Annotated in this window: 19 protein-coding genes; 10 read left to right on the forward strand and 9 right to left on the reverse strand. The window is 66.0% G+C overall.

Going from position 1 to position 23241, the window contains the following annotated elements; all coding sequences use genetic code 11:
- Window positions 1–27: 27 nt before the first annotated feature.
- From KZZ07_RS01635 to KZZ07_RS01655, 5 genes are all read right to left on the reverse strand, one after another.
- Window positions 28–1668 (reverse strand): thiamine pyrophosphate-binding protein, encoded by a 1641-nt coding sequence (locus KZZ07_RS01635; protein WP_219511783.1) that lies wholly within the window; start codon window positions 1666–1668, stop codon window positions 28–30.
- Window positions 1665–2753 carry a 4-oxalomesaconate tautomerase gene (locus tag KZZ07_RS01640; RefSeq protein WP_219511785.1) on the reverse strand — a complete coding sequence of 363 codons (1089 nt, stop codon included), beginning with the start codon at window positions 2751–2753 and terminating at the stop codon, window positions 1665–1667. The genes KZZ07_RS01635 and KZZ07_RS01640 overlap by 4 nt, the downstream gene beginning before the upstream one ends.
- Window positions 2750–3808, reverse strand: coding sequence for an isocitrate/isopropylmalate dehydrogenase family protein (locus KZZ07_RS01645; RefSeq protein WP_255564100.1), 1059 nt, complete (start codon window positions 3806–3808; stop codon window positions 2750–2752). Before KZZ07_RS01645 ends, KZZ07_RS01640 begins: the two co-directional genes overlap by 4 nt.
- On the reverse strand, window positions 3805–5859 hold the full coding sequence (locus KZZ07_RS01650; RefSeq protein ID WP_219511788.1) for a tripartite tricarboxylate transporter permease: 2055 nt from the start codon (window positions 5857–5859) through the stop codon (window positions 3805–3807). The genes KZZ07_RS01645 and KZZ07_RS01650 overlap by 4 nt, the downstream gene beginning before the upstream one ends.
- 101 nt (window positions 5860–5960) lie before the next feature.
- A complete protein-coding gene (locus KZZ07_RS01655; protein WP_255564101.1) occupies window positions 5961–7046 on the reverse strand; it encodes a tricarboxylate transporter in 1086 nt (361 codons plus the stop codon).
- A gap of 120 nt (window positions 7047–7166) precedes the next feature.
- Between KZZ07_RS01655 and KZZ07_RS01660 the strand changes: the two genes are divergently transcribed.
- Together KZZ07_RS01660 and KZZ07_RS01665 are read left to right on the forward strand one after the other, a co-directional pair.
- Window positions 7167–7835, forward strand: a complete 669-nt coding sequence (locus KZZ07_RS01660) for a response regulator transcription factor (protein ID WP_219511790.1) — start codon at window positions 7167–7169, stop codon at window positions 7833–7835.
- Window positions 7832–9190: a sensor histidine kinase gene (locus tag KZZ07_RS01665; protein WP_219511792.1), complete on the forward strand. Its 1359-nt coding sequence runs from the start codon at window positions 7832–7834 to the stop codon at window positions 9188–9190. The genes KZZ07_RS01660 and KZZ07_RS01665 overlap by 4 nt, the downstream gene beginning before the upstream one ends.
- A 12-nt stretch (window positions 9191–9202) precedes the next feature.
- On the opposite strand, the gene KZZ07_RS01670 is transcribed toward KZZ07_RS01665, so the two are convergent.
- Both KZZ07_RS01670 and KZZ07_RS01675 read right to left on the reverse strand, forming a co-directional pair.
- A complete protein-coding gene (locus tag KZZ07_RS01670; protein ID WP_219511793.1) occupies window positions 9203–11017 on the reverse strand; it encodes a gamma-glutamyltransferase family protein in 1815 nt (604 codons plus the stop codon).
- Window positions 11014–12072 carry an AbrB family transcriptional regulator gene (locus KZZ07_RS01675; RefSeq protein ID WP_219511795.1) on the reverse strand — a complete coding sequence of 353 codons (1059 nt, stop codon included), beginning with the start codon at window positions 12070–12072 and terminating at the stop codon, window positions 11014–11016. Before KZZ07_RS01675 ends, KZZ07_RS01670 begins: the two co-directional genes overlap by 4 nt.
- Before the next feature lie 63 nt (window positions 12073–12135).
- Between KZZ07_RS01675 and KZZ07_RS01680 the strand changes: the two genes are divergently transcribed.
- The 5 genes from KZZ07_RS01680 (at window position 12136) to nadC (ending at window position 17221) form a co-directional block, all read left to right on the forward strand.
- On the forward strand, window positions 12136–12780 hold the full coding sequence (locus tag KZZ07_RS01680; protein ID WP_219511797.1) for a GntR family transcriptional regulator: 645 nt from the start codon (window positions 12136–12138) through the stop codon (window positions 12778–12780).
- A 95-nt stretch (window positions 12781–12875) separates the two neighbouring features.
- Window positions 12876–13787: an NUDIX hydrolase gene (locus tag KZZ07_RS01685; RefSeq protein WP_219511799.1), complete on the forward strand. Its 912-nt coding sequence runs from the start codon at window positions 12876–12878 to the stop codon at window positions 13785–13787.
- Window positions 13788–13852: 65 nt separating this feature from the next.
- Entirely contained in the window at window positions 13853–14824 is a 972-nt protein-coding gene (gene nadA / locus KZZ07_RS01690; protein ID WP_219511801.1) for a quinolinate synthase NadA, read from the forward strand.
- Window positions 14821–16356 carry an L-aspartate oxidase gene (locus KZZ07_RS01695; protein ID WP_219511803.1) on the forward strand — a complete coding sequence of 512 codons (1536 nt, stop codon included), beginning with the start codon at window positions 14821–14823 and terminating at the stop codon, window positions 16354–16356. The genes nadA and KZZ07_RS01695 overlap by 4 nt, the downstream gene beginning before the upstream one ends.
- A 1-nt stretch (window position 16357) precedes the next feature.
- Complete coding sequence (gene nadC, locus KZZ07_RS01700) at window positions 16358–17221, forward strand: carboxylating nicotinate-nucleotide diphosphorylase (protein ID WP_219511805.1); 864 nt, start codon at window positions 16358–16360, stop codon at window positions 17219–17221.
- A 344-nt stretch (window positions 17222–17565) separates the two neighbouring features.
- Here the strand turns inward: nadC and KZZ07_RS01705 are convergent, their stop codons facing one another.
- Entirely contained in the window at window positions 17566–19122 is a 1557-nt protein-coding gene (locus KZZ07_RS01705) for an FMN-binding glutamate synthase family protein (RefSeq protein WP_219511807.1), read from the reverse strand.
- 117 nt (window positions 19123–19239) lie between these two features.
- Between KZZ07_RS01705 and KZZ07_RS01710 the strand changes: the two genes are divergently transcribed.
- Both KZZ07_RS01710 and KZZ07_RS01715 read left to right on the forward strand, forming a co-directional pair.
- Window positions 19240–19683 (forward strand): DUF302 domain-containing protein, encoded by a 444-nt coding sequence (locus KZZ07_RS01710; RefSeq protein ID WP_219511809.1) that lies wholly within the window; start codon window positions 19240–19242, stop codon window positions 19681–19683.
- 271 nt (window positions 19684–19954) lie between these two features.
- Entirely contained in the window at window positions 19955–20437 is a 483-nt protein-coding gene (locus KZZ07_RS01715; protein ID WP_219511814.1) for a fasciclin domain-containing protein, read from the forward strand.
- Between the two features lie 78 nt (window positions 20438–20515).
- On the opposite strand, the gene KZZ07_RS01720 is transcribed toward KZZ07_RS01715, so the two are convergent.
- Entirely contained in the window at window positions 20516–21301 is a 786-nt protein-coding gene (locus KZZ07_RS01720) for a hypothetical protein (RefSeq protein ID WP_219511816.1), read from the reverse strand.
- 408 nt (window positions 21302–21709) lie between these two features.
- Here KZZ07_RS01720 and KZZ07_RS28035 point away from each other — a divergent pair, with 408 nt between their 5' ends.
- Window positions 21710–23131 (forward strand): insecticidal delta-endotoxin domain-containing protein, encoded by a 1422-nt coding sequence (locus KZZ07_RS28035; protein ID WP_219511819.1) that lies wholly within the window; start codon window positions 21710–21712, stop codon window positions 23129–23131.
- The last annotated feature ends 110 nt before the right edge of the window (window positions 23132–23241 follow it).

The raw sequence follows: 23241 nt of genomic DNA on the forward strand, positions 1-23241 counted from the left end.
GTATACCGAATTTCCCGAGCCGCCAAGTCATTTGATCCCGTGTGAACGCCTTATCACCGGAGACACCACCTGATCGCTCACGGGAAAGTCCAGGACCGTCGGCCGGGGATCGGCGCCAAATGCCGCGACAAGCTCGGGCAGGTCGGCAAGATCCGTGACGCGGGTGCCCGCCGCGCCAAACCCGCGTGCGATGGCGGCCAGGTCGGTCTGGCCAAAGACGGCGCCCGCATCCGACAGCCCCTCGGCCCGCAGCTTGTGGATCTCCGAGCCATAGGCGCCGTCGTTCAGGACCACGGTCAGGATCGGCAAGCGGTGGCGAACATAGGTTTCCAGCTCTTGCATATGCATCAACAGGCTGCCGTCCCCGTCGAACAGGACAACCGGCGTTCCGCGGCACGCGGCGGCGACCCCCATCGCGAAACTGGTGCCATTTCCGATGGCGCCATATTCGCGGATCGTCAGGAACTGGTCATAGGGCCGGTTCATCTGGGCGAAGTAATAGGAACAGTGCCCCGAAGAATTGACCATCTGCCAGCCCTGCGGCAGCGCGGACTCCAGCGCCGCGACCACGTCGCGGGGATCGTGCTGGCCCGGGGCGATGTCGAATCTGGCGCTGTCGGCGGGTTCGGTCGCGATGCGCCGGGCAAGTGTCTGCCCCCTTTGGCGGGTCTGGCGAGCGGGCACGGCCTCCACCAGCGCCTCGGCCCCAAGGCGCGCATCGGCGCGCAGGTGCAGGTCGGCAGCCAAGCGCCCCTGGCTTTGGCTGACCGGGTCGATGTCCACCTGCAGCACCCGCGCCCGGGGCCAGAGCTTGCCCGCGTCGGCATTGTGCCGCGCCAGTGAACACCCAATGGCGATGATCAAGTCGGCCTCACCCAGCACCTCGCGCGCGATTTCCGGGGAAAAGCCCCCCGCCACGCCCAGGCAACAGGGATCCTCATGCAAAAGCCCGCGCGCGGGCAAGGTGGTCGCCGTGGGCGCGTCCAGATGCTGGGCCAGCGCATGGACGGACTCACCCGCCCCGGACTCGACCGCACCCATGCCGGCCATGACGACGATCTTGCCTGCCTGTGCCACCACGGGGGCGACGCGGGACAGGTCATCGGGATTGGGCGGGATCGGGCCTGCGGCGGGGATCAGGCTGGCCGAGGGCGCGGGCAGGTCGCCGGGACCGTCCCAGGGCAATTCCTGCAGGTCAAAGGGCAGCCCCACGACAACCGGACGCAGTTCCCGACGCGCCTGGGCAAAGGCATCGCGGATCACGACGGGCATCCGCGCGGGCCAATGCGCGGCGACATAGGCCGCACCGCAAGCCGTGACAAAGGGCGCCTGATCGATGGCCTGATTGTACCAACCCGCCTTCAAGGGCGCCTCTCCGGCAAGAACCACCAGGGGCAGATGCGCCCGCACGGCTGCGGGCAGCGCCGTCATCAACTGGGTGACACCCGGCCCGCAGGTGACGGTCGCCAGTCCGACGCCGCCGGTCTTACGGGCATGGGCCATTGCCGCGGCCACCGCGCAATGTTCGTGCCGGACATAGATGAACCCGCAGCCCTCTTCGGCCAGGCGCGTCGCCAGCGCCATGTTGGCGTCCCCCAACAAGGCAAAGCAGGTGCCGGGATCCTCTTGCGCGATGGTGCGGGCAAGGATGTCGTAGGTGTGGATCATAGGCCGCCCCAGACCGATGCCGGCACCATGACCTCTCCGCGCGCGATCAGACGGGCGGTGCGCGTCACCCCGGCAGAGCGGAAATTGAACCCACCGTCATGGTCATAACGCACGCGGACATCCATCACGCCCATCGGGTGTTCGATCCGCACGGTCACGGGGCTGTCCACAAAGGGCCGGGTCAGACCCTCGGCCACAGTGCCAGGTGCCAACGCGCAGGCGGCCAGACACTGCGAGCCGGTCACCGCCAGCGTCGGGTGGCTAGTCCAGGGCATGAAATAGCGGGCGCAGAAATGCCCCTCGCCCTGCGGGGCGGCCAAAAGGCCGATCTTGGGTGTCACGGATTTCGACACGTCGCCAAAGCCCATGCGCCGGCCTGCTTCCAGCCGGACCGCCTCCATGCGCGCGAACAGGTCCGGCATGGCGTCAAGTTCGTCCTGGGTCTCATAGCCGGTGATGCCGAAATCGGCGGCGCGGGCGATCATCATCGGCATCGCCACATCGACGAGGCTGACCTCGACGCCGTCAATCTCTTCGCGCGCCTTGCCGGTCGGGAACAGCGCGCCGGTGCGCGATCCCACCACGTCGAGAAAGTTCAGCGCCACCGGGGCGGCCGTACCCGGCACGCCGTCGATGGCGGTGTCCCCGTCATAGTTGACCACGCCACCGGGGGTCTGCACCTCTGCCTCGACCAGTGCGCCGGTGTTGACGGCCCGGATGCGCACCGGCGTCACCCCGTCCTGCGCCGGAACCATCCCCATCTCGATCGCTGCGGGGCCGACACCCACCAGGATGTTGCCGCAGGTGGGCGCATAATCCACCAGTTCCTCGTCCACCGCGACCTGGGCAAAGAAATAGTCCACGTCCGCCTTGGGATCGTCCGAGGGCGACAGCATCGCAACCTTGGTCGTCACCGCGTTGCCCCCGCCGATCCCGTCGATGTTGCGTGGATTGCCCGCGCCCACGACAGAGATCAGGACCCGGGACAACTGATCACGATCCCGGGGTAAGTCAGCCGCATTGAAATAGGGCCCGCGCGATGTGCCGCCGCGGATAAAGAGATAGGGAATGGCGGTCTGTTTCATGTCTCGGCGTCCTCGATCAGGCGAGTCAGGGTTTCGGTAAAGGCGGCGGTGCCCAGCGCGCCGCCCAGGTCGGCGGTGCGCGTCCCCGGCGCGGCCAGCGCGGTGTCCAGGGCGTTGCGGATCAGACCCGCCGCGCCGGGCTGGCCAAGGCGATCCAGCAGCATGGCGGCCGATCCGATCAGCGCGCCGGGATTGGCGCGATCCTGTCCTGCGATGTCTGGCGCCGATCCGTGCTGTGCCTGCGCCACCGCATGCGTGGCGCCGTGGTTGAGCGAGGCGCCCAGCCCCAGACCGCCCGCCAGTTCGGCGGCAAGATCGCTGAGGATATCACCGTACATGTTCGTCGCCAGCACCACGTCGAACCGCGCCGGGTCGCGCACAAAATGCGCGGCGGCGGCGTCGATCAGGATCTCCTCGACCTCGATCTCGGGATGATCGGCGGCAACGGCACGGGCCTCTTCCAGGAACAGCCCGTCCGAAACCCGCAGCACGTTGGCCTTATGGATGACGGCAACACGGCCTCCGCGCCGGGTGGCAAGCTCAAAGGCGGACCGCGCAATCTGGCGCGAATTCTCTCTGGTGATGCGCCGGATCGCCAGCGCCACATCCGGGGTCGGCATGAACTCTCCCGGGCCCATGTGCATGTTGCGATCGGCGTAGAACCCTTCGAGGTTCTCGCGCACAACCACCATGTCGACCTCGGCCGCCACCGGACGCGGCACCGCCGGGTGAGACCGCGCGGGCCGGATGTTGGCATAAAGCTCCAGCGCCCGGCGCAGCACACCAGAGGGGTTGCGCCCGCCCTCGGCCACCGGCGGATAGGCATTGTGCGACACCGGGCCAAGGAGGACGCCATCGGCGGCACGGGACCGGTCGATCACGGCCTCGGGGATGGTCGTCCCCTCATGGGCCAGTGCGGCAAAGCCGATCTCTGCCTCCGGCAGGTCCACCGGGACCCCCGCCCGGGCGCAGGCCGCCCGGACGACAGCCTGCGTCGATGCCACGATCTCGGGGCCGATGCCGTCACCCGGAAGACACAGCAGGGTCAACGTCATGTCAGTGGCCACGGCAGATTGACGTAGTTCTGCAGCAGGCCCGGCGGGAAGTCACGGTTCAACATGCCCGCGAGGAAGCAGATGAAGGCGATGCCCGCCGCCGTCAGACCCAGGCTCCAGACCCAGTTCAGCCCGGCGCGCAGCCGGAAGAAGGCGACCATGAACAGCGCCAGCGCCAACACGAAGCCCAGAACCGAGGTCAGCAGCAGCAGCGCCCCGAACCAGGCCAGCGTCCCCCAGAGCGAGTGCGGTGCCTCCGCATCCTCGCCCGAGGCCTCGCGGTCGGCAAAGATCTCATCGCCTTCGCCGGCCATCATCATCCGCACCAGCAGCGCGACCAGCGCCAGCAGGCCGACGCTTGCCACCGCCAGCGGAAAGATCTTGTCCGAAATCATGTTGATGGAAAAGGCGTTGACCCAGGCGGTCGCGACATAGGCCAGAATCGCCAGCAGGAAGATCAGCGGCGCGCGCTTGGCACCGGTGGCGACGTCGCCCTCGGACCGGATCTGCTTGGACTGGCGGATGCCGAAGTAGATAGAGACCACGGTCAGCAGCACGATCACGATCACGATGGGCGTGGCGACATAGCCCAGCCCCTCGGCCCAGCCCTGCTTGAACTTGAACCCGGCGATCTGGTTGGCATTGGCCGAGAAGTTCTCGGCCTGCGTCGAGAGGACAAAGCCGATCAGAAAGGCCGGGCGCGACCAGTCGAACCGGCGCAGGAAGATCCCCAGCAGGCCGACAGCAAAGAGCGCCACCAGATCCCCCAGCGACTGCCGCGACTGGAAGGCCGCAAAGGCGATCATCATGAAGAGGAACGGCGCCAGCAGGGTAAAGCGGATCGTGGTCAGCCGCGCGATGGGGCCCGACAGGCCGATGCACAGGCCCGCGCCCAGCACGTTGGCCAGCGCCAGCGACCAGACCACCGTATAGGTGATGTCGAGGTTGTTCTGCACCAGCTGCGGCCCGGCCTCGTAGCCGAGCAGCGCAAGCCCGCCGATGAAGACGGCCATCGAGCCGGAGCCGGGGATGCCGAAGATCAGGGTGGGGACGAGGCCGCCGCCCTCCTTGGCGTTGTTCGAGCTTTCCGGCCCGATCACGCCGCGAATATCACCCGACCCGAACTTCGACCGGTCCTTGGCGGTCTGCACCGTGTGGCCATAGGCGATCCAGTCGACGACCGACCCGCCGAGGCCGGGAATGACCCCGACGATCACCCCGATCGCGGAACAGCGCACCGACAACCAGATATTGGCCCACCAGTCACGCAGGCCCTGCGCCCAACCGGCCCCAAGCTGCGCGCCGCGTGCAATGGCCTGGTTCTGCCGCAGCAGGCTGATGATCTCGGGGATGGCAAAGATGCCAAGGCCCACGATCACCAGCTTGATGCCGTCGGCGAGGTATTGATAGCTCTCGAAGGTGGTCGAACCGGTGGCCGCGAACATCCAGGACTCGGGCACCATCCGCAGCGACCCGCCGTGCCCCGCCTCGCCAATGGTGCCGACCAGCAGACCAAGGCAGGCCGCCGCGACCCCTTTGAGCGCGATGCGCCCGGCCAGGATCGCCACCATCGCCAGACCCAGCAGCGTGACCGCCAGCATCTCGGGCAGCGCAAAGGCCAGAACCAGTGGCCGGGCGATCAGGATGAAGAAGGTCAGGATCGTCGCGCCCAGCAATCCACCGAAAAGCGACGAGATGAAGGCCGCGGCCAGCGCACGCGCGGCCTCGCCCTTGCGGGCCAGCGGGAAGCCGTCCAGCACCGTCGCCTGACTGGCCGAGGAACCGGGTATCCCCATCAGGACAGAGGCAAAGGTATCAGAGGTTGGCACAACCGCGACCAACCCAACCATCAGTGCCAAGCCCGAGACCGGGTCCATGCCAAAAATGAAAGGCAGCACAAGGCTGAGGCCCGCGATCCCGCCAAGGCCGGGAAAGACCCCGACGGACAATCCCAGAAGGACACCAAACGTGAGGTAGAGCAACTGTTCCGGCTGTAGGATGAGCGCAAAGGCCTCCTGCAGCGCCGGAAGCGCCGTAGCAATAAGGTCCATCATGTTCTCCGTGAGGTCGTGACGCGCCGCCTCTCAGTGAGGCGCGGGTCGGCAGATCAGAAAGGCGGCGGCCACGCTTCGGGTAGCCGCCGCCAATTGGGTTATTTCAGCGTGACGCCATAGTCTTCTTGCAGCCAGTCGACGACAAATGCCTTGGCCTCTGCCGGCACCCGTGTGCCCAGCTTGAGCGTGTTCTTGGCGCCCTTGCCGGTCATCTGCGGGTAGACGCCCAGGCGTGCCTCGGAGATCTCGGCGAAATCGTCACGCGCCAGCACCTTGTTCAGCGCTTCGGTATAGGCATCCACGGCCCAGTCCGGCGATCCCTTGGGCAGGAAGATCATCTTCTGTGCCGGGAAACCCGCGATCATGAAGGCCTTCCAGGCGTCCCAGGCCTCGCCCGAGGTTTTACAGCCCTCGGTTGCCTCGCAGACTTCCTTGAAGGTCGGGATGTCGGGGAAGGTCGGGTCGCGCACGATGTCGCCGTTGTCGTCCAGCGCACCCCAGGTCATCCACGGCACAGCGCTGCCGTTTTCCACCAGCGGCGTGACGTTGGCCAGGTAGGCAGAAGAGGTCTGGTAGTCGACGTTGGCTTCGCCGCGCTCGAACATCAGGCGGCCGTCGCCGCGGCCCTTGATGCCAAAGACCGGCTCGACGTTCATGCCCAGCATCTTCCATGCCAGCAGCGGCACCAGGTCAAGACGCGTGGCGCCCTGGCTGCCCCAGATGAAATCCTCGCCCGCCAGGCCGGAGGCATCCAGCCCATCCAGTTTCTCGGCCATCGCGGGGGGCAGGTAGGCGACACCGCCGGTGCCGGAGGCCAGAACGACGTTCCAGTCGCTGTATTCATACCGCACGCGCGGATCGCCCAGCAGGTAGGGGAACTGGGTCGACCCCGAGGTGCCGAAGATCACGGTGCCTTCGGTGTCTTCCCAGGTCTGGGCCTGGAACCAGTTGGCGCCCTTGGTGGACCCCGCGCCCGGCATGTATTTCACCACGACGGTCGGATTGCCCGGCAGCGCCTCGGAGATCAGCGGGGCGTAGAAGTTGGCCCATTTGGCCGAACCACCGGATTCCGAGAACGGGATCACGTAATCCACGGTCTTGCCCGACAGGTCGAGATCCTGTGCGGCGCCCAGGGTTGCAGTCACGGCAAAGCCGGCCGCGACGATGGCGGTCTTGATCGTCATATTGGTATCCTCCCATGTCGGCGCCCTTGGCCGGGCGCCCTTTCCATCCAGCGATGATTCGTCGCTTGATGATGAATATTTATGCTGCGAAGCTTGCGTGAAGCTGACGGACCGGGAAAAATGCGGATCGCGATTGTCGACGACAACGAGGCACTGGCCAAGGGAATCGCCTGGCGGTTGCAGGATCGGGGCCATGCCACCGACCTTCTGCATGACGGCAATGCCGCCGCCGATTTCCTGCGCGATGACGCCAATGACATCGTGATCCTCGACATCAACCTGCCCGGGATCAACGGGTTGGAGATCCTGCGAGAGATGCGAAACCGGGGCGATCAGCGCCCTGTTCTGCTGCTGACCGCCCGCGATACAACGGCGGAACGGGTGCAGGGGCTGGACGCGGGCGCCGACGATTACCTCGTCAAACCTTTCGAGATGGAAGAGCTGGAGGCCCGGGTGCGCGCGCTGTCCCGTCGCCTTGGTCAGACCGCCCAGACCGAACTGTCGATCGGCCCCCTGCGCTTCATGCTGGAAACACGGCAGGTCGAGATCGACGGCACGCCGCTGCCCCTGCCCCGGCGCGAGGTCTCGGTGCTTGAGGCGCTGCTGCGCGCGCGTGGCGGGGTGGTGTCCAAGTCGGACCTGCTGGAACATGTCTATGGCACCGGGGCCGATGTCGGTGAATCCTCGGTCGAAGCGCATGTCTCGCGGCTGCGCAAGAAACTGGTCCCGGCGGCTCTGGACATCCGGGTCAGCCGCGGCCTGGGCTACAGTCTGCAGGAACGGGCGTGAGGCGGTCTCTCCGGCTTCGCCTGCTGCTCATCATCCTGACGCCGCTGGTGGCGCTGGGTATCGTCGCGGGCACCTGGCGGGTCGAGGCGGCACGGCGCACGGCGGCAGAGTTCTTTGACCGCAACCTGATGTTCACCGCCCTTGCCGTGTCGCGGGACGTGGCGCTGCTGGACGGCGACGCGATTTCTCCGGAAACCGAGAAACTGCTGGGCGACACCGCGGGCGGTCCGGTGCGCTATCACGTCTACGCGCCGGACGGGGTGCTGGTGGTGGGCTATGCCGTGCCGCCGATCCCCGTCACCCGGCGCCTGCCGCAGGACGTGGCCTTTCTGTACACCGACGCCCTGTACAAGGGCACACCGGTGCGGGTTCTGCGGCTCAAGACAGAGGCGACCATCGGGGCGATTTCCGGCACCTTCACCACGACGGTCTGGCAAAGCATGGCGGCCCGCAACCGCTTTGCCCTGCAACTGGCGTTGCGCGCGGGGGTGGTCATCGCCTCGCTGATCCTGGCGGTGGCCCTGCTGGTCTGGTTCGGGGTCCGGCACGGGCTGAAACCGCTGACCGATCTCGAAGAGGCGATCTCGCGCCGCTCGCCAGAGGATCTCAGCCCGATCCGCCGCACCGTTCCCGTCGAGACGCAGGGCCTGGTCGGGCGCCTAAACACCCTGTTCACCCAGTTCGGCGCCACAATGGAGGCGCAGTCGAATTTCGTCTCGGACGCCGCGCATCAGCTGCGCAACCCGATTGCGGGCCTGCAGGCGCTGTCGGCGGCGATCCTGACCGCGCCCACGCTTGAGGCGGCACATCAACGGGCCGCCGACATGGCCAAGGCGGCGAATAATGCCGGACAACTGGCCAATCGCCTGCTGACACTGGAACGCGCCCGGGCCGAAAGCGGAACAGGCGGGTTTGAGCAGTTGGACCTTCAAGAGCTCGCCACAGCCGCCGCCGACGCCTTTGCCCCCCGCGCCCAGGCGCGGGGGCTGCGGTTCGACACGGATCTGCCACCCGGTCCGGTGCTGTTGCTGGGCGACCGGGTGATGCTGGGCGAGGCGCTGGCCAACCTGCTGGACAACACGCTGGTCCACGGCGGCGAGGACCTGACCCGCGTCACCCTGAGCCTTCGGGCGGACAAGGATATCACGCTGTCGGTGCGGGACGACGGGCGCGGCGTGGCCGCCAGCGACGTGCCCAAGATCCTGTCGCGCTTCGGTCAGGCCCGCTCCGGCCCCGGCAGCGGCCTGGGCCTGTCGATTGCCGAGGCGGTGGCCCTGCGGCACGGCGGAACGCTGACCGTGGAACCGTCAGACGACGGGTTCGGCGTCGTCCTCACCCTGCCGCTGCTGCGCTGAGAGCCAGCGGGGTCAGCGCCCCGCCGCGTAGGCCTGCATCAACCGTGGCGTCGCCGCCGCCTTCAGCAGGCCCTCGGGGCTGCGGCTGGTCGCGGTCAGGCGCCCGATGGACCAGGGCGCGGCCTCTGTCAGCAGGTGCCCGCGGGCGCGCAGCGCCTCCAGCGTGGTTCGCGGAAAATTCGGCTCGATCATCAGGACGCCGGGCTTGCACCCGCGGGGATAAAAGCTCGCCTGCAGGTGCTGGCTGTGGAACAGCGGCCCGTCGATGGCTTCCTGCAGGTTCATTTGCTGGTGGACCAGGCGCAGCAGGAAGATCAGCTGCCACTGGTCCTGCTGATCGCCGCCCGGCGTGCCAAAGGCCAGCCGCGTGCCGTCGGGCCGCAGCGCCATCGAGGGGGTCAGCGTGGTACGCGGGCGGCGCCCCGGCGCCAGCGAGGTCGGCAAGCCATCCTCCAGCCAGAACATCTGTGCGCGGCTGTTCAGCGGCACGCCCAGACCCGGCACCACCGGGTTCGACTGCAGCCAGCCGCCCGAAGGCGTCGCCGAGATCATGTTGCCCCAGCGGTCGATGACGTCGATATGCACGGTATCGCCTTCGTCCGGCCCCTTGGGCGCCTCCGGCGAGGGGGCCAGATGCGAGAAGGTGGGCTCTCCCCCCCCGATCCCGGCATCGGTTGCCCGCATCCGCGCCGCGCGCGCGATGAATGCCTCTGCCTGCCCGTCCATCCCGTCGATCCTCCCCGGGCGCTGGTCGAGGCTGGCCATGCTGCCGATCAGCCCGGCCCGGACGCGCGCATAGTCGGCGGACAGCAGCGTTTCCAGCGGCACGGCGCTGTGGTCGGGATCGCCGTAATAGGCCTCGCGGTCGGCCATCGAGAGTTTCAGCACCTCGGTGATGCGGTGCACGGCAACGTCCGAAAAGGGATCTTCGTTGCCAAAGTCCAGCGCGTCGAGCAGGCGCAGGGATTGCAGCAGCGACGGCCCCTGCGACCAGGCCCCCGCCTTCCAGACCTGCCAGCCGTGGTAGTCGACGGAAACGGCCGGTTCGGTGGTGGCGCGCCATCCAGCCATGTCCTGCCCCGTCAGCACGCCCTTGCGGGCGGTCCCGGTTCCGTCGATCACGCAGGCGTCCCGCAGGTAGTCGTCGATGGCCTCGGCAACGAAGCCTTCGTAGAAGGCTGTGCGCGCCGCTTCGATCTGGGCCTCGCGGCCCTCTGCCGTCTCGGCCTCGTCCAGAAGGCGGCGCCAGAACGCGGCAAGTTCCGGGTTGCGGAACATTGCACCGGGGGCGGGCGCCTCTCCTCCCGGCAGCCATGTCTCGGCAGAGGTCGGCCAATGGTCGCGGAACAGATCGGCATTCTGGCCGATCATCGCCGAAACGCTGGCCAGCACCGGGTGGCCCTTTTCGGCATAATGGATCGCCGGTTCCAGCACCTCGCGCAGGGTCATTGTGCCGTGGTCGCGCAGCATGACCATCCAGGCGTCGAAGGCGCCCGGTATCACGGTCGCCAGCAGGCCAGAGCCGGGGATCAGCTCCAGCCCCTCGTCCCGGTAGTGCTCCAGCGTCGCCCCGGCGGGCGCCGTGCCCTGCCCGCAGATCACCTGCGGCGCCTCGGCCCCTGCGGGCCAGACCAGCGCGGGCATGTCGCCCAGCGGGCCGTTCAGGTGTGGCTCGACCACGTTGAGGGCAAAGCCCATCGCCACCCCGGCGTCAAAGGCGTTTCCGCCCGCTTCCAGCATACGCATCCCGACCGCCGTGGCGATCCAGTGGGTCGAGGCACAGACACCAAAGGTGCCCTGCAGTTCGGGGCGGGTGGTGAAGCTCATGGACGATCCTTTCGGGGTTTCATCAGGAACCGGGCCGCCAGCGGCGCGCCGGTGATCACGAGGAAGACGCGGGTCAGATGATGCACGATGACAAAGCCAAGGTCAGCCCCCGCGACGATGGCCAGCACGGTCATTTCCGCCTGCCCGCCCGGAGCGAAGGCCAGGAACCCTTCGACCGGCGGCGCAAGGCCAAGCAAAACAACGATTTCCGAGAAGATCGCCGCCAGAACGGCGAGGATCAGCACGAACAAAACACCCGCCAGAACCACCCGGCGCAGCTCCCCCAGGGTGATCCCGACATAGCCGACGCCAATGCCGACGCCGATAAAGAACTGGGCCGCCAGGATCGCCTCTGCCGGGGGACGCGCATGGATGAAGCCGGTGAGGCTGAGCACCGCCGTCACGATCATCGGCCCCAGGATCGAGGCCCCGAACAGGCCGATCCGCTCGCCGCCTTTCCAGCCGATCAACGCGGCGGCGGCCATCAGGAACAGCTCGCGCAGCGGGATTTCGGTGGCGGGGGCGCCGATGTCGTTGGTCAGCGCCGAACCGAAACCGAAGGTCAGGATCATCGGCGCCACGGTGACGATGATCATCACGCGGGTGGCATGGATCAGCGACAACGCCCGGGGGTCGCCGCCCGCCTCGGTGCCAAAGATGATCATGTCCTGAAGCCCCCCGGGCATGGCCGCATACCAGGCAGTGACACGGTCGAACCCGTGGACCCGGTGGAAATAGGGAACACCGATCAGCCCGATGACAAGGATATACAGCGGGATGAAGGCCAGCGAGGCGGCCATGCTGGGCAGGGCCGCCACGACGTCCGGCGTCAGCGAAGCCCCCACCGCAACGCCCAGGATGGTGCGGAACCCCTTTGAAACCTGCCCGAATCCCTTCAGGGGCCGCTGGGCCAGTGCCGCCAGCAGACAGGCGGCCAGCGGGCCAAAGAGAAACGGCAACGGCAGACCAAGGAGCGTGAAGAGCGCGACCCCCACCGCGGCGGTCAACGCGGTTTCGATCCGGCGGGAGGTGGCGGTACGGGGACGCTCGGGCATGATGCACTCCTGTCTTGCATCCTTGTGTATACACGGGTATTCAATTCATGCAAGGAGCGCCGCATGACCGACGAGAAACCGCTGGAGCTTTCACAGGGGCAAGAGGCTTATCGCCGGATCCTGGACGAGATCCGCGCCGGTCACCTGATGCCGGGAGACCGGCTGATGGAGGTCGAGCTTGCCAAACGGCTGGGTTTTTCCCGGACCCCCGTGCGCGAGGCGATCCGCCAGTTGGAAAGCGACGGTGTCGTGACCCATGTGCCGCGCGTCGGCGCGGCGATCCGCAGGCTGGACCATGCGGAAATCTCGGAACTCTACGACATGCGCACGGTGCTGGAAGGCACGGCGGCGCGCTTTGCCGCTCGCGCCGCGTCAGAGGTGGAATTGGCGGAACTGGCCGATATACACGCCGCGATGGCAGCCGGGGACGGCGATCCATTTGTGCTCAACCGGCAATTCCACGCCGCGCTTCTGGACGCCGCGCGCAACCGCTTCCTGATGAAGGCGGTCGCCTCGATCCATACCACGCTGCTGATCCTTGGCCCGACCACCCTGCGCGAGGAAGACCGCGCCGAGGACGCCCTGCGCGAACACGCGGCGATCCTTGAGGGCCTGCAGGCGCGCGACCAAGACGCGGCGGAACAGGCGATGCGGGCCCATATCGCCGCCGCCCACCGCGCCCGGCTGCGCCAGCTGCGTCGGGTCTGAACGACGACAGGCCCGCTTTGGGGACCTCGCGGCTTGTCTCGCGCCGGGACTTCTGACAGGAACCTGGGTATTCATCCTGGCTGGAAGACTTGAGCATGACAGGCGTCCAACTGCGCGCGGGGCTGGCAAATGCCGATCTGATCGCCGTCCTCGTGGCCGTGACGGACAACGAACCGCGCGTGATGACCCTGCGCGCGGGTGAGGCCCTGCCCTCCGGCCCCTTCGAGTCGCAGCACCGCAGCCTGCAAAGCGGGCTGCGTGACTGGATCGAAAGCCAGACAGGACATCCGGTCGGCTACCTCGAACAGCTCTACACCTTTGCCGACCGCGACCGCGAGGCCCCGACCGAGGCGGGCGGGGTCCGGCGGATCTCTATCGGCTACCTCGGGTTGGTGCGGGAACAGGTCACACCGGGCACCGGCCAGCCGCAGTGGCATGGCTGGTACGAGTATTTCCCCTGGGAGGACCACCGCGACCGCCGCCCCTTGGTGCTGGACAGCATCACGGACCGGCTGGACAGCTGGGCCGGGGCAGACGCCCTGCGCCGCGAGCGTGTCGATTTCCTGTTCGGGCAAAATGGCTTGCCCTGGAACGAGGATCTCGCCCTGCAACGCTATGAACTGATGTACGAGGCCGGGTTGGCCGAAAGCCCCTCGCGCCCCGCGATCGAGAGGTTCGGGCGCCCCATGACCGGGGATCATCGGCGCATCCTGGCCACCGGGATCGCGCGGCTGCGCGCCAAGATCAAATATCACCCGGTGGTCTTCGAACTGATGCCGGACAGTTTCACGCTGCTGCACCTGCAACGCACGGTCGAGGCGCTGTCGGGTCTGCGCCTGCACAAGCCGAACTTTCGCCGCCAGATCGACCAGCAGGAACTGGTCGAGGAAACCGGCGAGATGTCCAGCGGAACAGGGGGGCGTCCGGCCAAGCTGTACAGGTACCGGCCGACGGTCCTGCAGGCCCAGGCATTGGCCGGTCCCAGACTGCCCGTGTCACGGCATTGACATAAACTCTAGTTGAGAATATCAAGCGGCTCCAGATGTACTCATCCAGAGTATAAGGAGCCGTCATGACCTACCTTCGCCTTCCCGACCTCTATGAGCGGGTCAGCAAGATCGTCCCGGAACCGGACTGGATCCGCTACGAGGACGACATTGCCGCCATCCTTGACCTGAAACGGGAAAAGAACGCGGTGATCCTGGCGCACAACTACCAGACGCCGGAAATCTTTCACGGCGTCGCCGATATCGTGGGCGACAGCCTGGCGCTGGCGCGCAAGGCGATCGAGGTCGAGGCCGACGTGATCGTCCTGGCGGGCGTGCATTTCATGGCCGAAACGGCCAAGCTGCTGAACCCGGAAAAGACCGTGCTGATCCCCGACATGGACGCCGGCTGTTCGCTGGCCGATTCGATCACGCCCGAGGACATCGCCCTGCTGCGGCAGGCGCATCCAGGCGTGCCGGTCATCACCTATGTGAACACCTCCGCCGCGGTAAAGGCGGCTTCGGACATCTGCTGCACCTCCGGCAATGCCAAGGAAGTGGTCGAGTCGCTGGGCGTGCCCAAGGTCCTGATGATCCCGGACGAATACCTGGCGCAGAACGTCGCCCGCGAAACGGACGTCGAGATCATCGCCTGGAACGGCCATTGCGAGGTGCACGAACTGTTCACCGCGGATGACGTGCGCGGCATGCGCGAGGCCTATCCCGGCGTGACCATCCTGGCGCACCCGGAATGCCCGCCCGACGTGGTGGCAGAGGCGGATTTCTCCGGCTCGACCGCCGTCATGTCCGGGTATGTCGGTGAGAAAAAGCCGGGCCGCGTGGTCCTGCTGACCGAATGTTCGATGAGCGACAACGTGGCGGTGGATCACCCGGACGTGGAATTCGTGCGCCCCTGCAACCTGTGCCCGCACATGAAACGCATCAGCCTGGGCAACATCCGCGAGGCGCTGGAACAGAACCACCACGAGGTCACGGTGGATGCCTCCATCGCTGCGGATGCCCGGCGGGCCGTTGAACGGATGCTTGCGGTCAAATGACCCGTCCTGGCCAGTGCGGCGACCGGATCACGGTTGTCGGCGGCGGCATCGCCGGGATGGTCTGCGCGCTGGACCTGGCGCCTCGGCCCGTGGTGCTGATATCGCGCGCCGGGCTGGGGCAGGAAAGCTCCAGCCAGTGGGCGCAGGGCGGCATCGCCGCCTGTCTTGGCGCCGATGACAGCGTGGCACTGCACCTGGCCGACACATTGGCCGCAGGCGCAGGTCTTTGCGACCCCGAGGTGGCAGAGACGATCCTGAGCGGCGCGCCCGAGGCAATCGCCGCGCTGGAGGCCTATGGCGTCCGCTTCGACCGCACCCCGGACGGCGACTTCGCCCGTGGGCTGGAGGCGGCGCATTCCCGCAAGCGCATCCTGCATGTCGATGGCGACGGCACCGGGGCGGCGCTCATCCGTGCCCTGGCCGAGGCTGTTACCCGCTGCCCCTCGATCACCGTGCTGACCGGGGCGGAAGCTGTCCGGCTGGTCCAGCGCGACGGGCAGATGCGCGGTGTTCTGCTGAATGACGGTCGCCTGCTGTCCAGCTCGCAAGTCGTGATGGCCACCGGCGGGTTGGGCGGGCTGTATGATGCCAGCACCAACCCGGTGGGCAACTATGGCCAAGGCGTGATGCTGGCCGCCCGTGCCGGGGCGCAGCTGTCGGACATGGAATTCGTGCAGTTCCATCCCACCGCGCTGAATGCGCGGGGCAGGCCGCTGGGCCTGGTCAGCGAGGCGGTCCGGGGCGAAGGCGCGGTGCTGGTCAACGAACACGGTGAGCGGTTCATGGAGGGCACCCCGGGCGCCGAGCTCGCCCCGCGCGACGTGGTGGCCCGCGCCATCGCAACCCAGATCGCGCGCGGCCACCGCGTCTTCCTGGACGCGCGTCCGGCGCTGGGTGCAGGTTTTGCCAATCGCTTTCCCGGCATCGCACGGCTGTGTCAGGCCGCCGGGATCGACCCGGCGCAACAGCCCATCCCGGTGCGCCCGGCCGCGCATTACCACATGGGCGGCATCCATACGGATAGTCACGCCCGGACCAGTCTTTCCGGCCTCTGGGCCATCGGCGAATGCGCCGCGACGGGCCTGCACGGGGCGAACCGGCTGGCCAGCAACTCGCTGCTAGAGGCGGTTGTCATGGCGCAACGCGCCGCGCGGGACATCGCTGGCCACGCGGCGACGGGGCCACGCGGGAAACGCCCTGTGCCCACACCGCTTCCGCCCGTGGCAGAGACCGCCGCCGTCCGCCGGATCGTATCGGACAGGCTGGGTCTGCGTCGCGATGACCACGGGCTACGCAGCGCGGTGGCCGATCTGGCGCCACTGGCCCAGGGCCACGGGCCATCCGCCGACCCGGCGATCATCGGCCTGGCCATTGCGGTCTTTGCCCTGCTGCGCGAGGAATCGCGCGGCGCCCATGCGCGGAGCGATTGTCCCGCGCCCCGGACCGGCAGCGCCTCACGCCGGATGACCCTTGACGACATCATGGCCGTTGCGGAACAGCAGACGGCCCAATCCCTGCCCCGGAGTGCCTGACATGACGCTTGTCCCCCTGCCCCGCCCGGTGATCGAACCCGCCCTGCGCACCGCGCTGGAAGAGGATCTTGGCCTTGCCGGGGACATCACCTCGGCGGTGGTCATCCCTGCCGGGCACCGCTCGGTCGTCACCGCCGTCGCCCGCAAGCCCGGCGTGATCGCCGGGCTGGACTGCGCCGAGCTGGCCTGTGCGCTGGTCGATCCGGCCATCGTGGTCACGCGCCACCTGCAGGACGGTGCGCCCGTCACGCCCGGCACCCGCATCGCGACATTTGAAGGCCCCTCCCGCAGCCTGCTGACCGCCGAACGCACGGCGCTCAACTTCATGGGGCACCTTTCAGGGATCGCGAGTGTCACGGCGGGCCTGGTTCAGGCGGTCGCAGGCACAGGGGCAAACATTGTCTGCACCCGCAAGACCACGCCGGGCCTGCGCGCTCTGGAAAAATACGCCGTCCGCGCGGGCGGCGGCATGAACCATCGTTATTCGCTGGCCGATGCGGTGCTGATCAAGGACAATCACATCGCCATCGCGGGCGGCATCCGCCCGGCGCTGGAGGCGGCGCGCGCCGCGACCGGCCACATGGTCAAGATCGAGATCGAGGTCGATACGCTGGACCAGCTGCGCGAGGTTCTGGAGATCGGCGCCGACGCGGTTCTGCTGGACAACATGGACCCAAAGACGCTGCGCGAGGCCGTGGACATGGTCGCGGGCCGCGCCATCACCGAAGCCTCTGGCGGCATCACCCCCGACACCGCCGCTGCGGTCGCAGCCAGCGGCGTCGACCTGATCTCTCTCGGCTGGATCACGCACAGCGCGCCGACACTGGATATCGGGCTGGATTTCGTATCAGCGGCGGAAGGATAGGAACCGGATCTACGCCCGATCGGGGGGAAGCTGCTGGTGAGTGGGTCATGAAGGACGAAGGATCGGGAAACCGTCCAGGCCCTTGATGCAGGGCAGCATGAGAGCAGGGCAAGGCTCCAACCCTTCCCTGGGATCACGCGGCGCAACCTCAACGGCATTGTCAGGCTGTTTTCAGCCAGTCCACCACCTGCCGGCCCATCGGAGCGGCGGCAGTGTTCCCGCCGCCAGGGGTGGAGCAGTCGATGGCCGACAGGAACTTGGCCAAGGACCGCGGACACCGGACGCTGTATACCACAATTGGCGCTGTCGCGGGCAGCCGGGGGGAAGGCCGCCCGCCTGTGCGATCAGGGCGCCCTGACGTCCACCTGCATCCGGCGAATGGCCTCTTCGAAAACCCGGTTTCCGGCGGCACCGTCGTCACCCAGCCGGACCGAGGGGTAGATCTCATTCATCTGCACCGACGAACCATCATCCTTGACCACCCGCACATGCCGCCGCCGCATCTGGCGCGGCTCACCCACGCCGACGGAGTGGGCAATCGTCTCGACCTCGCCGACAACCGCCTTGGCATAGGCCGCGACGCGCTTGTCCTTCTCGGACACCACCAGCCCCTTTTGCAAAGAGGGGATATGCGTGGTGATCCCGGTCGGGCAGGTGTTCTTGTTGCACTTCAGGGCCTGGATACAGCCGAGGCTGAACATGAAACCCCGCGCCGAGGTGACGAAATCCGCGCCCAGGCAGATGGCCCAGGCCACGTCGCCGGGATTGACCAGCTTGCCGCTGGCCACGATGCGGATGCGGTCATGCAGCCCGGCAAGATCGCGCAGGTCGACCATGCGGATCAGCGCCTCGCGCAGCGGCAGGCCGACGAGGTCGATCAGCGGAAGCGGTGCCGCCCCGGTGCCGCCCTCGCCCCCGTCCACGGTGATGAAATCCGGCGCGCTTTCCTCCCCCCGCTCCTTGATCTTCTTGAAGAAGGAAAACCACGGATCGGCCGAGCCCATGCAGGTCTTGAACCCCACCGGCTTGCCAGTGACCTCGCGAATGTGGCCGATCAGGTCCAGAAGCCCATCGAAATCATCCACCTCGCGGTGCCGGTTGGGCGAAATCGCGTCCTTGCCCATCGGCACACCGCGAATGGTGGCGACCTCCTCGTCGATCTTGGCCGCCGGCAGGATACCCCCCTTGCCCGGCTTGGCGCCCTGGCTCAGCTTGATCTCGAACATCTTGATGTTCGGATTGGCGGCGATCTCCTTCAGCTTGGCGTCGCTCAGGTTGCCGTCCTGGTCGCGCACGCCGAACTTGGCCGTGCCGATCTGGTAGACGATGTCGCAACCGCCCTCCAGGTGGTAGGGCGACAGCCCCCCTTCCCCGGTGTTCAGCCAGACTCCCGCCTGCTTGGCCCCCCGGCTCAGCGCCTTCACCGCCGGTTTCGAGATCGCGCCGTAGGACATGCCCGAGATGTTGTAGATCGAGGGCGCAAGATACGGTTCGCGGCAGTAGGGCCCGATCATCATCGGCTCTGTCGAGGCATATTGATCGTCCAGCGGAGGAAAGACCGCGTTCATGAAAATCGGCGTCCCCGGCACGTTCAGGTTCCGGGTCGAGCCAAAGGCCACCGTGTTCCCCTTGCTGGAACTGGCATTGTAGATCCAGTTGCGCTGCGCCCGGTTGAACGGCATCTCCTCGCGGTCCATCGCAAAGAAGTATTGGCGAAAGAACTCTCCCAACTCGGTGAACAGGGCACGGAACCTCCCGATCACCGGATAGTTCCTGCGGATCGCATCCCCCGTCTGCGTCTTGTCGATGACGTACATCACGACGACCAGCGCCACCGCCACCCCGATCATGAAGACGAAGAACAGCGCCAGATATTGCAGCGCGGCCATCGCGTATTCCATATTCTACCCCCCGAATGTGTTGATTTGTCTCAAGGTCATGCTGTTATTGAATCGATACTCTGCCACCATCACAGACGAATGGCAGCCCGTCTGCCCATTTCGTGAAAGGGAGAGAGCATGAGACATTTCATCGGCGCCGCCGCGCTTGCGCTCGTGGCAAGCGGGGCAATGGCCCAGGGCATCGTCAGCTACGCCACCGATCAGAGCTTTGACGATGTTGTCTTCGGCCTGGAAAACGCGATCCTCGATCAGGGTCTCGTCATCGACAGTGTCAGCCACACCGGCGAAATGCTGGAACGGACCAAGGGGGACGTTGGGTCTGACGTCACCATCTTTACCAACGCGGACATCTTCAGCTTCTGCTCTGCCAAGATCAGCCGCGAGGTGATGGAAGCGGACCCGATGAACGTGGTCTTCTGCCCCTATGACATCTTCGTCATCGTCCGGCCAGAGACACCCGACACCACCACCATCGGGTTCCGCGAGTTCCCCGAGGGTGAGATGAAAAAGGTCGAGGCGCTGCTGGACGGCATCGCCCGCTCCGCCATCGGCCTGGACTGAGCCGCCACGCGACAACGCAGTCCCGGGCTTGTCCCGGGACCTCTTGGTCTCACGGGAAACGGCAGACCGGCCAGTGTCGTTGGCCGGTGTTTTCTTGCTGTTCATTCACAAAGATGTAATTGGAAAATTTCTTTTCTTCCGGCTTAGTTGCCGGCCCCCGATCGTCAAGCCGCCCGTGCAGAAATTCCGCCTCATCCAGCGCGCTGATCCTCCCGTAGACCTTTACGATGTGACGGACACATCGCAAATGCGAAACCAATGGAGGATTTCCATGATCCGTAGAACTTTCCTCGCCGCCACGACCGCACTCGCCTTCGCCGCTCCGGCCTTTGCCGGCGGTCATTCGATGGACATCGTCGATACCGCCAAGGAGGCGGGCAGCTTTGAAACCCTGCTGGCGGCAGCCACTGCCGCGGGCCTGGTCGACACGCTCAAGGGCGAAGGTCCGCTGACCGTTTTCGCCCCGACCGACGCCGCCTTTGCCGCGCTGCCCGAAGGCACGGTCGAGGACCTGCTGAAGCCTGAAAACAAGGACCAGCTGACCGCGATCCTCACCTATCACGTCGTGGCGGGCAAGGTCATGTCGACCGACCTCAGCGATGGCATGATGGCGAAAACCGTCGAAGGCTCGGAAATCACCATCGACCTCGACAACGGGGTGATGGTCAACGACGCCACCGTCGTGACCGCCGACATCGAAGCCTCGAACGGTGTGATCCACGTCATCGACAAGGTGATCATGCCCGGCATGTGATCGGCAGTCAGCCAATACCAAAGACGGCCCGCACATCGTGCGGGCCGTTCTCCTTTGTCGAGGTGACCCTGGCCGCGTCTAGCCCTGGTGCCTCTTTGCCTGACCCAAAGAATGTCTCCGCAGGTAGCGGCGCTTGCGGCGGGCCAGCGCGTCCTCGTCAAGATCCGACCTGTTCAGCCTCAACAGGGTCTCGATACCATCCCTGGGGCGCACGTTTACCGGAAGTGCCGGCCTCAGTTCCGTGTCAGGAAGCCCCAGCAGGTCGAGTGCCGCCGAAAGCGGTCCGACGGCCCTGTCACGACAGGTCTCGATCCCGGTGCTCACCACCCGCGCACGTTCCCCCAGCCTGGCCCGCACCGCGTCGACCCGATCCTCCAGCGGCAGCGCATCGCTCAGCCGCGCGCGGTAGGTGTCGATATCCTCGGTGATGCGATGCCCGCGGAGATTTTGCCAGTAGATGCTTTTCATCCAGGCCTCTGCCTCGCGCGTGGTGAACCAGATCGTGATTTCGGCGTCCGGATAGCGGGTCTTCAGAGTCGTCCCGACGCAGTGCAAAAGATCGGGCGCATGGCCATAGCCCGTCCCGGGCCTGCGCCCGGGAACCAGCCCGGAAAGATCCTCGGAGGTGATCAGCAAAGGCTTGCCGGGCGGCGGCAGGACCGCATCCAGTTCCGACCGCATCCTTTTCAGCTTTCTCTTTGCCGGTCGGATCTCATAGCTCCGCGCCAGTTGGGCAACTGGGCGCAGATCGCCGGGCAGCAAAAGGTTCAGACGTGGCGAAAGCAGCTCTGCATTGGCGGCTGCGCAGGACTGCAGGCTGCTTGTGCCGGTCTTGTGGAACCCGGCATGTACCAGAATACGCATGGTCTCACCCGTACATTACCCCGGCAGTCTAGAGCGCCCGACCTCGGCCCGCCACGCGGGGCACGAAAATCGAAACCCTTTTGCGGTTTCCGGACGCGCAAGAATGGGATGTATGTCTGAACCACCCGCGATTTGCGCATCAAATCAACCTTTGGGCGCGCCAGGTCACGCTGAAAGGCTTTATGGCACGACTGCCGCCGTGATCGTTTTCAATCTGCCCAAATTCGCGGAGGCGCCCAAGCTTTTACACCTAAGGTAGAAACCGGTTGATCGAACTCTCCCAATGGGGCAGGCTTCCAATTTGCCGCTATTCCGAACATACCTTGATCAGGATTTCCCATGCCCATGTTTGCAGCCCCCCCCGTGCGCGCATCAATCAGCACAATGGTTGCCTCCGTCGAAAATGGTGTGGACCGAGAAACCTATACCATCCAGAAACTGAAGGCCGGGTTCGACGCTCTGGGTGATCCTGCGGCAACCATAGTCGGGGTCGAAGGGGCCTATGTCGACGCCTCAGACGTTCCGCTCAGCTATGAGCATCCGGTGCTGTCGCATTCCGATGACACGATGCTGAAACTGCGCGTGCGCTGCGCGATAGACGAGTTGAACGCCGCCTCTCCGATGCTCCCCGGTGAAACGCTGGTTCATGAACGTTTCGCTTTCCTGTCCGATCCTTGGGAAGTGTTTCCGCCGGGAACGGTCTTTATCGACCGCCAAACGTCGATGGCACGGCTGCTGTATGTGTTCCGGAATGTCGTCGTGGATGCGCAGACCGGGGCATTGCGCTTTGACAGCGCGGCGGCGGCAGAGCCAACTGACGAACTGCTTGGGCTGGACGAGCCGCCCGTGATGGTGCTGGCCGCGGCCTCTCTGCCGCACAGCATCGCCGTGGACGTGGCAAAGAAGCTGGCCGACCAGATGGCCAAGGACGCGCTCAAGGCGATCAGCGGCAACCTGACCCAGATAGCAGGCGGCGTGATCGCCGGGGCCATTGCCGGGGCGATCATCGACACCATTCTCGGGGCGCTGTTCCCGGACGACAAGAAATCGACCCTCGACGCCTATTTCGAGGGGATGCAAAAGCTGATGCAACAAGAGCTGAAGCAACAGACCATCGACGAAATCGCCGGAACCTTCGTTGCGCTGCGCAATGAGTTGACCAACGTCTACGCGCCAGCCCGCCTGCAATCGGACCTTCGGGTTCAGCAGGACCGAAAGAACCTGTTCGACTACCATTTGCACGATTACTCCAACACCTTCTTCATCGGCACGAACGGAATGCTGGGAACGCTGACGGATGAGAACTATCAATTGGCCTGTTTCCCGGTCTTCCTGCTCGGGGCGGGGATGCATCTGTCGATCCTGCAGGAGATCGCCAATGTCGATCCGACCAACAGGGATGAGGATTTCAATCCGCTGAAGTCCAGCTATGGCGTCCCCAAGACCGGCTCGGTCGCAAAATATGCCCAGCAATACGCGGACCATGCCGATGCCGTTTGGAAAAAGATCCGCGAAAAGCGCAAAGGCCGCGTGGTCTACGGCGTCGAACATGGCGTGGTCTTCCGCCATCATTATTCTGTCGGCTACTATGCCGACGAGGCAGTCGACGCCGACAAGCACCTGAACCGGATCAAGTACGAATACACCAACGACAAGGACGGCAAGAACATTCCGGTGCCCGGCAGCAGCAAGGCGGACGTGATGAAAGCCATGGAGGCCTATCAGGACAAGGTCCTGGCCGACCTGGAGGACAGCCTGCCCGACCGCAAGACGATCGTCGCCGGGTGGCGCAAGCTGGTGGACAACCCGCTCAACATGGAAACGTCCTGACGGCGCGACCGCTCTGGCTTTGGCTGTCGGCGGTGCCCCGAAACCGCGTGACCCTGTCTGTGCAGGCCGGTCCCCTGAAACGATGGCCGTGCTGTGCACCCGGGCACGAA

The sequence above is a fragment of the Mameliella sp. CS4 genome (assembly GCF_019392335.1).
Taxonomy (GTDB): Bacteria; Pseudomonadota; Alphaproteobacteria; order Rhodobacterales; family Rhodobacteraceae; genus Antarctobacter.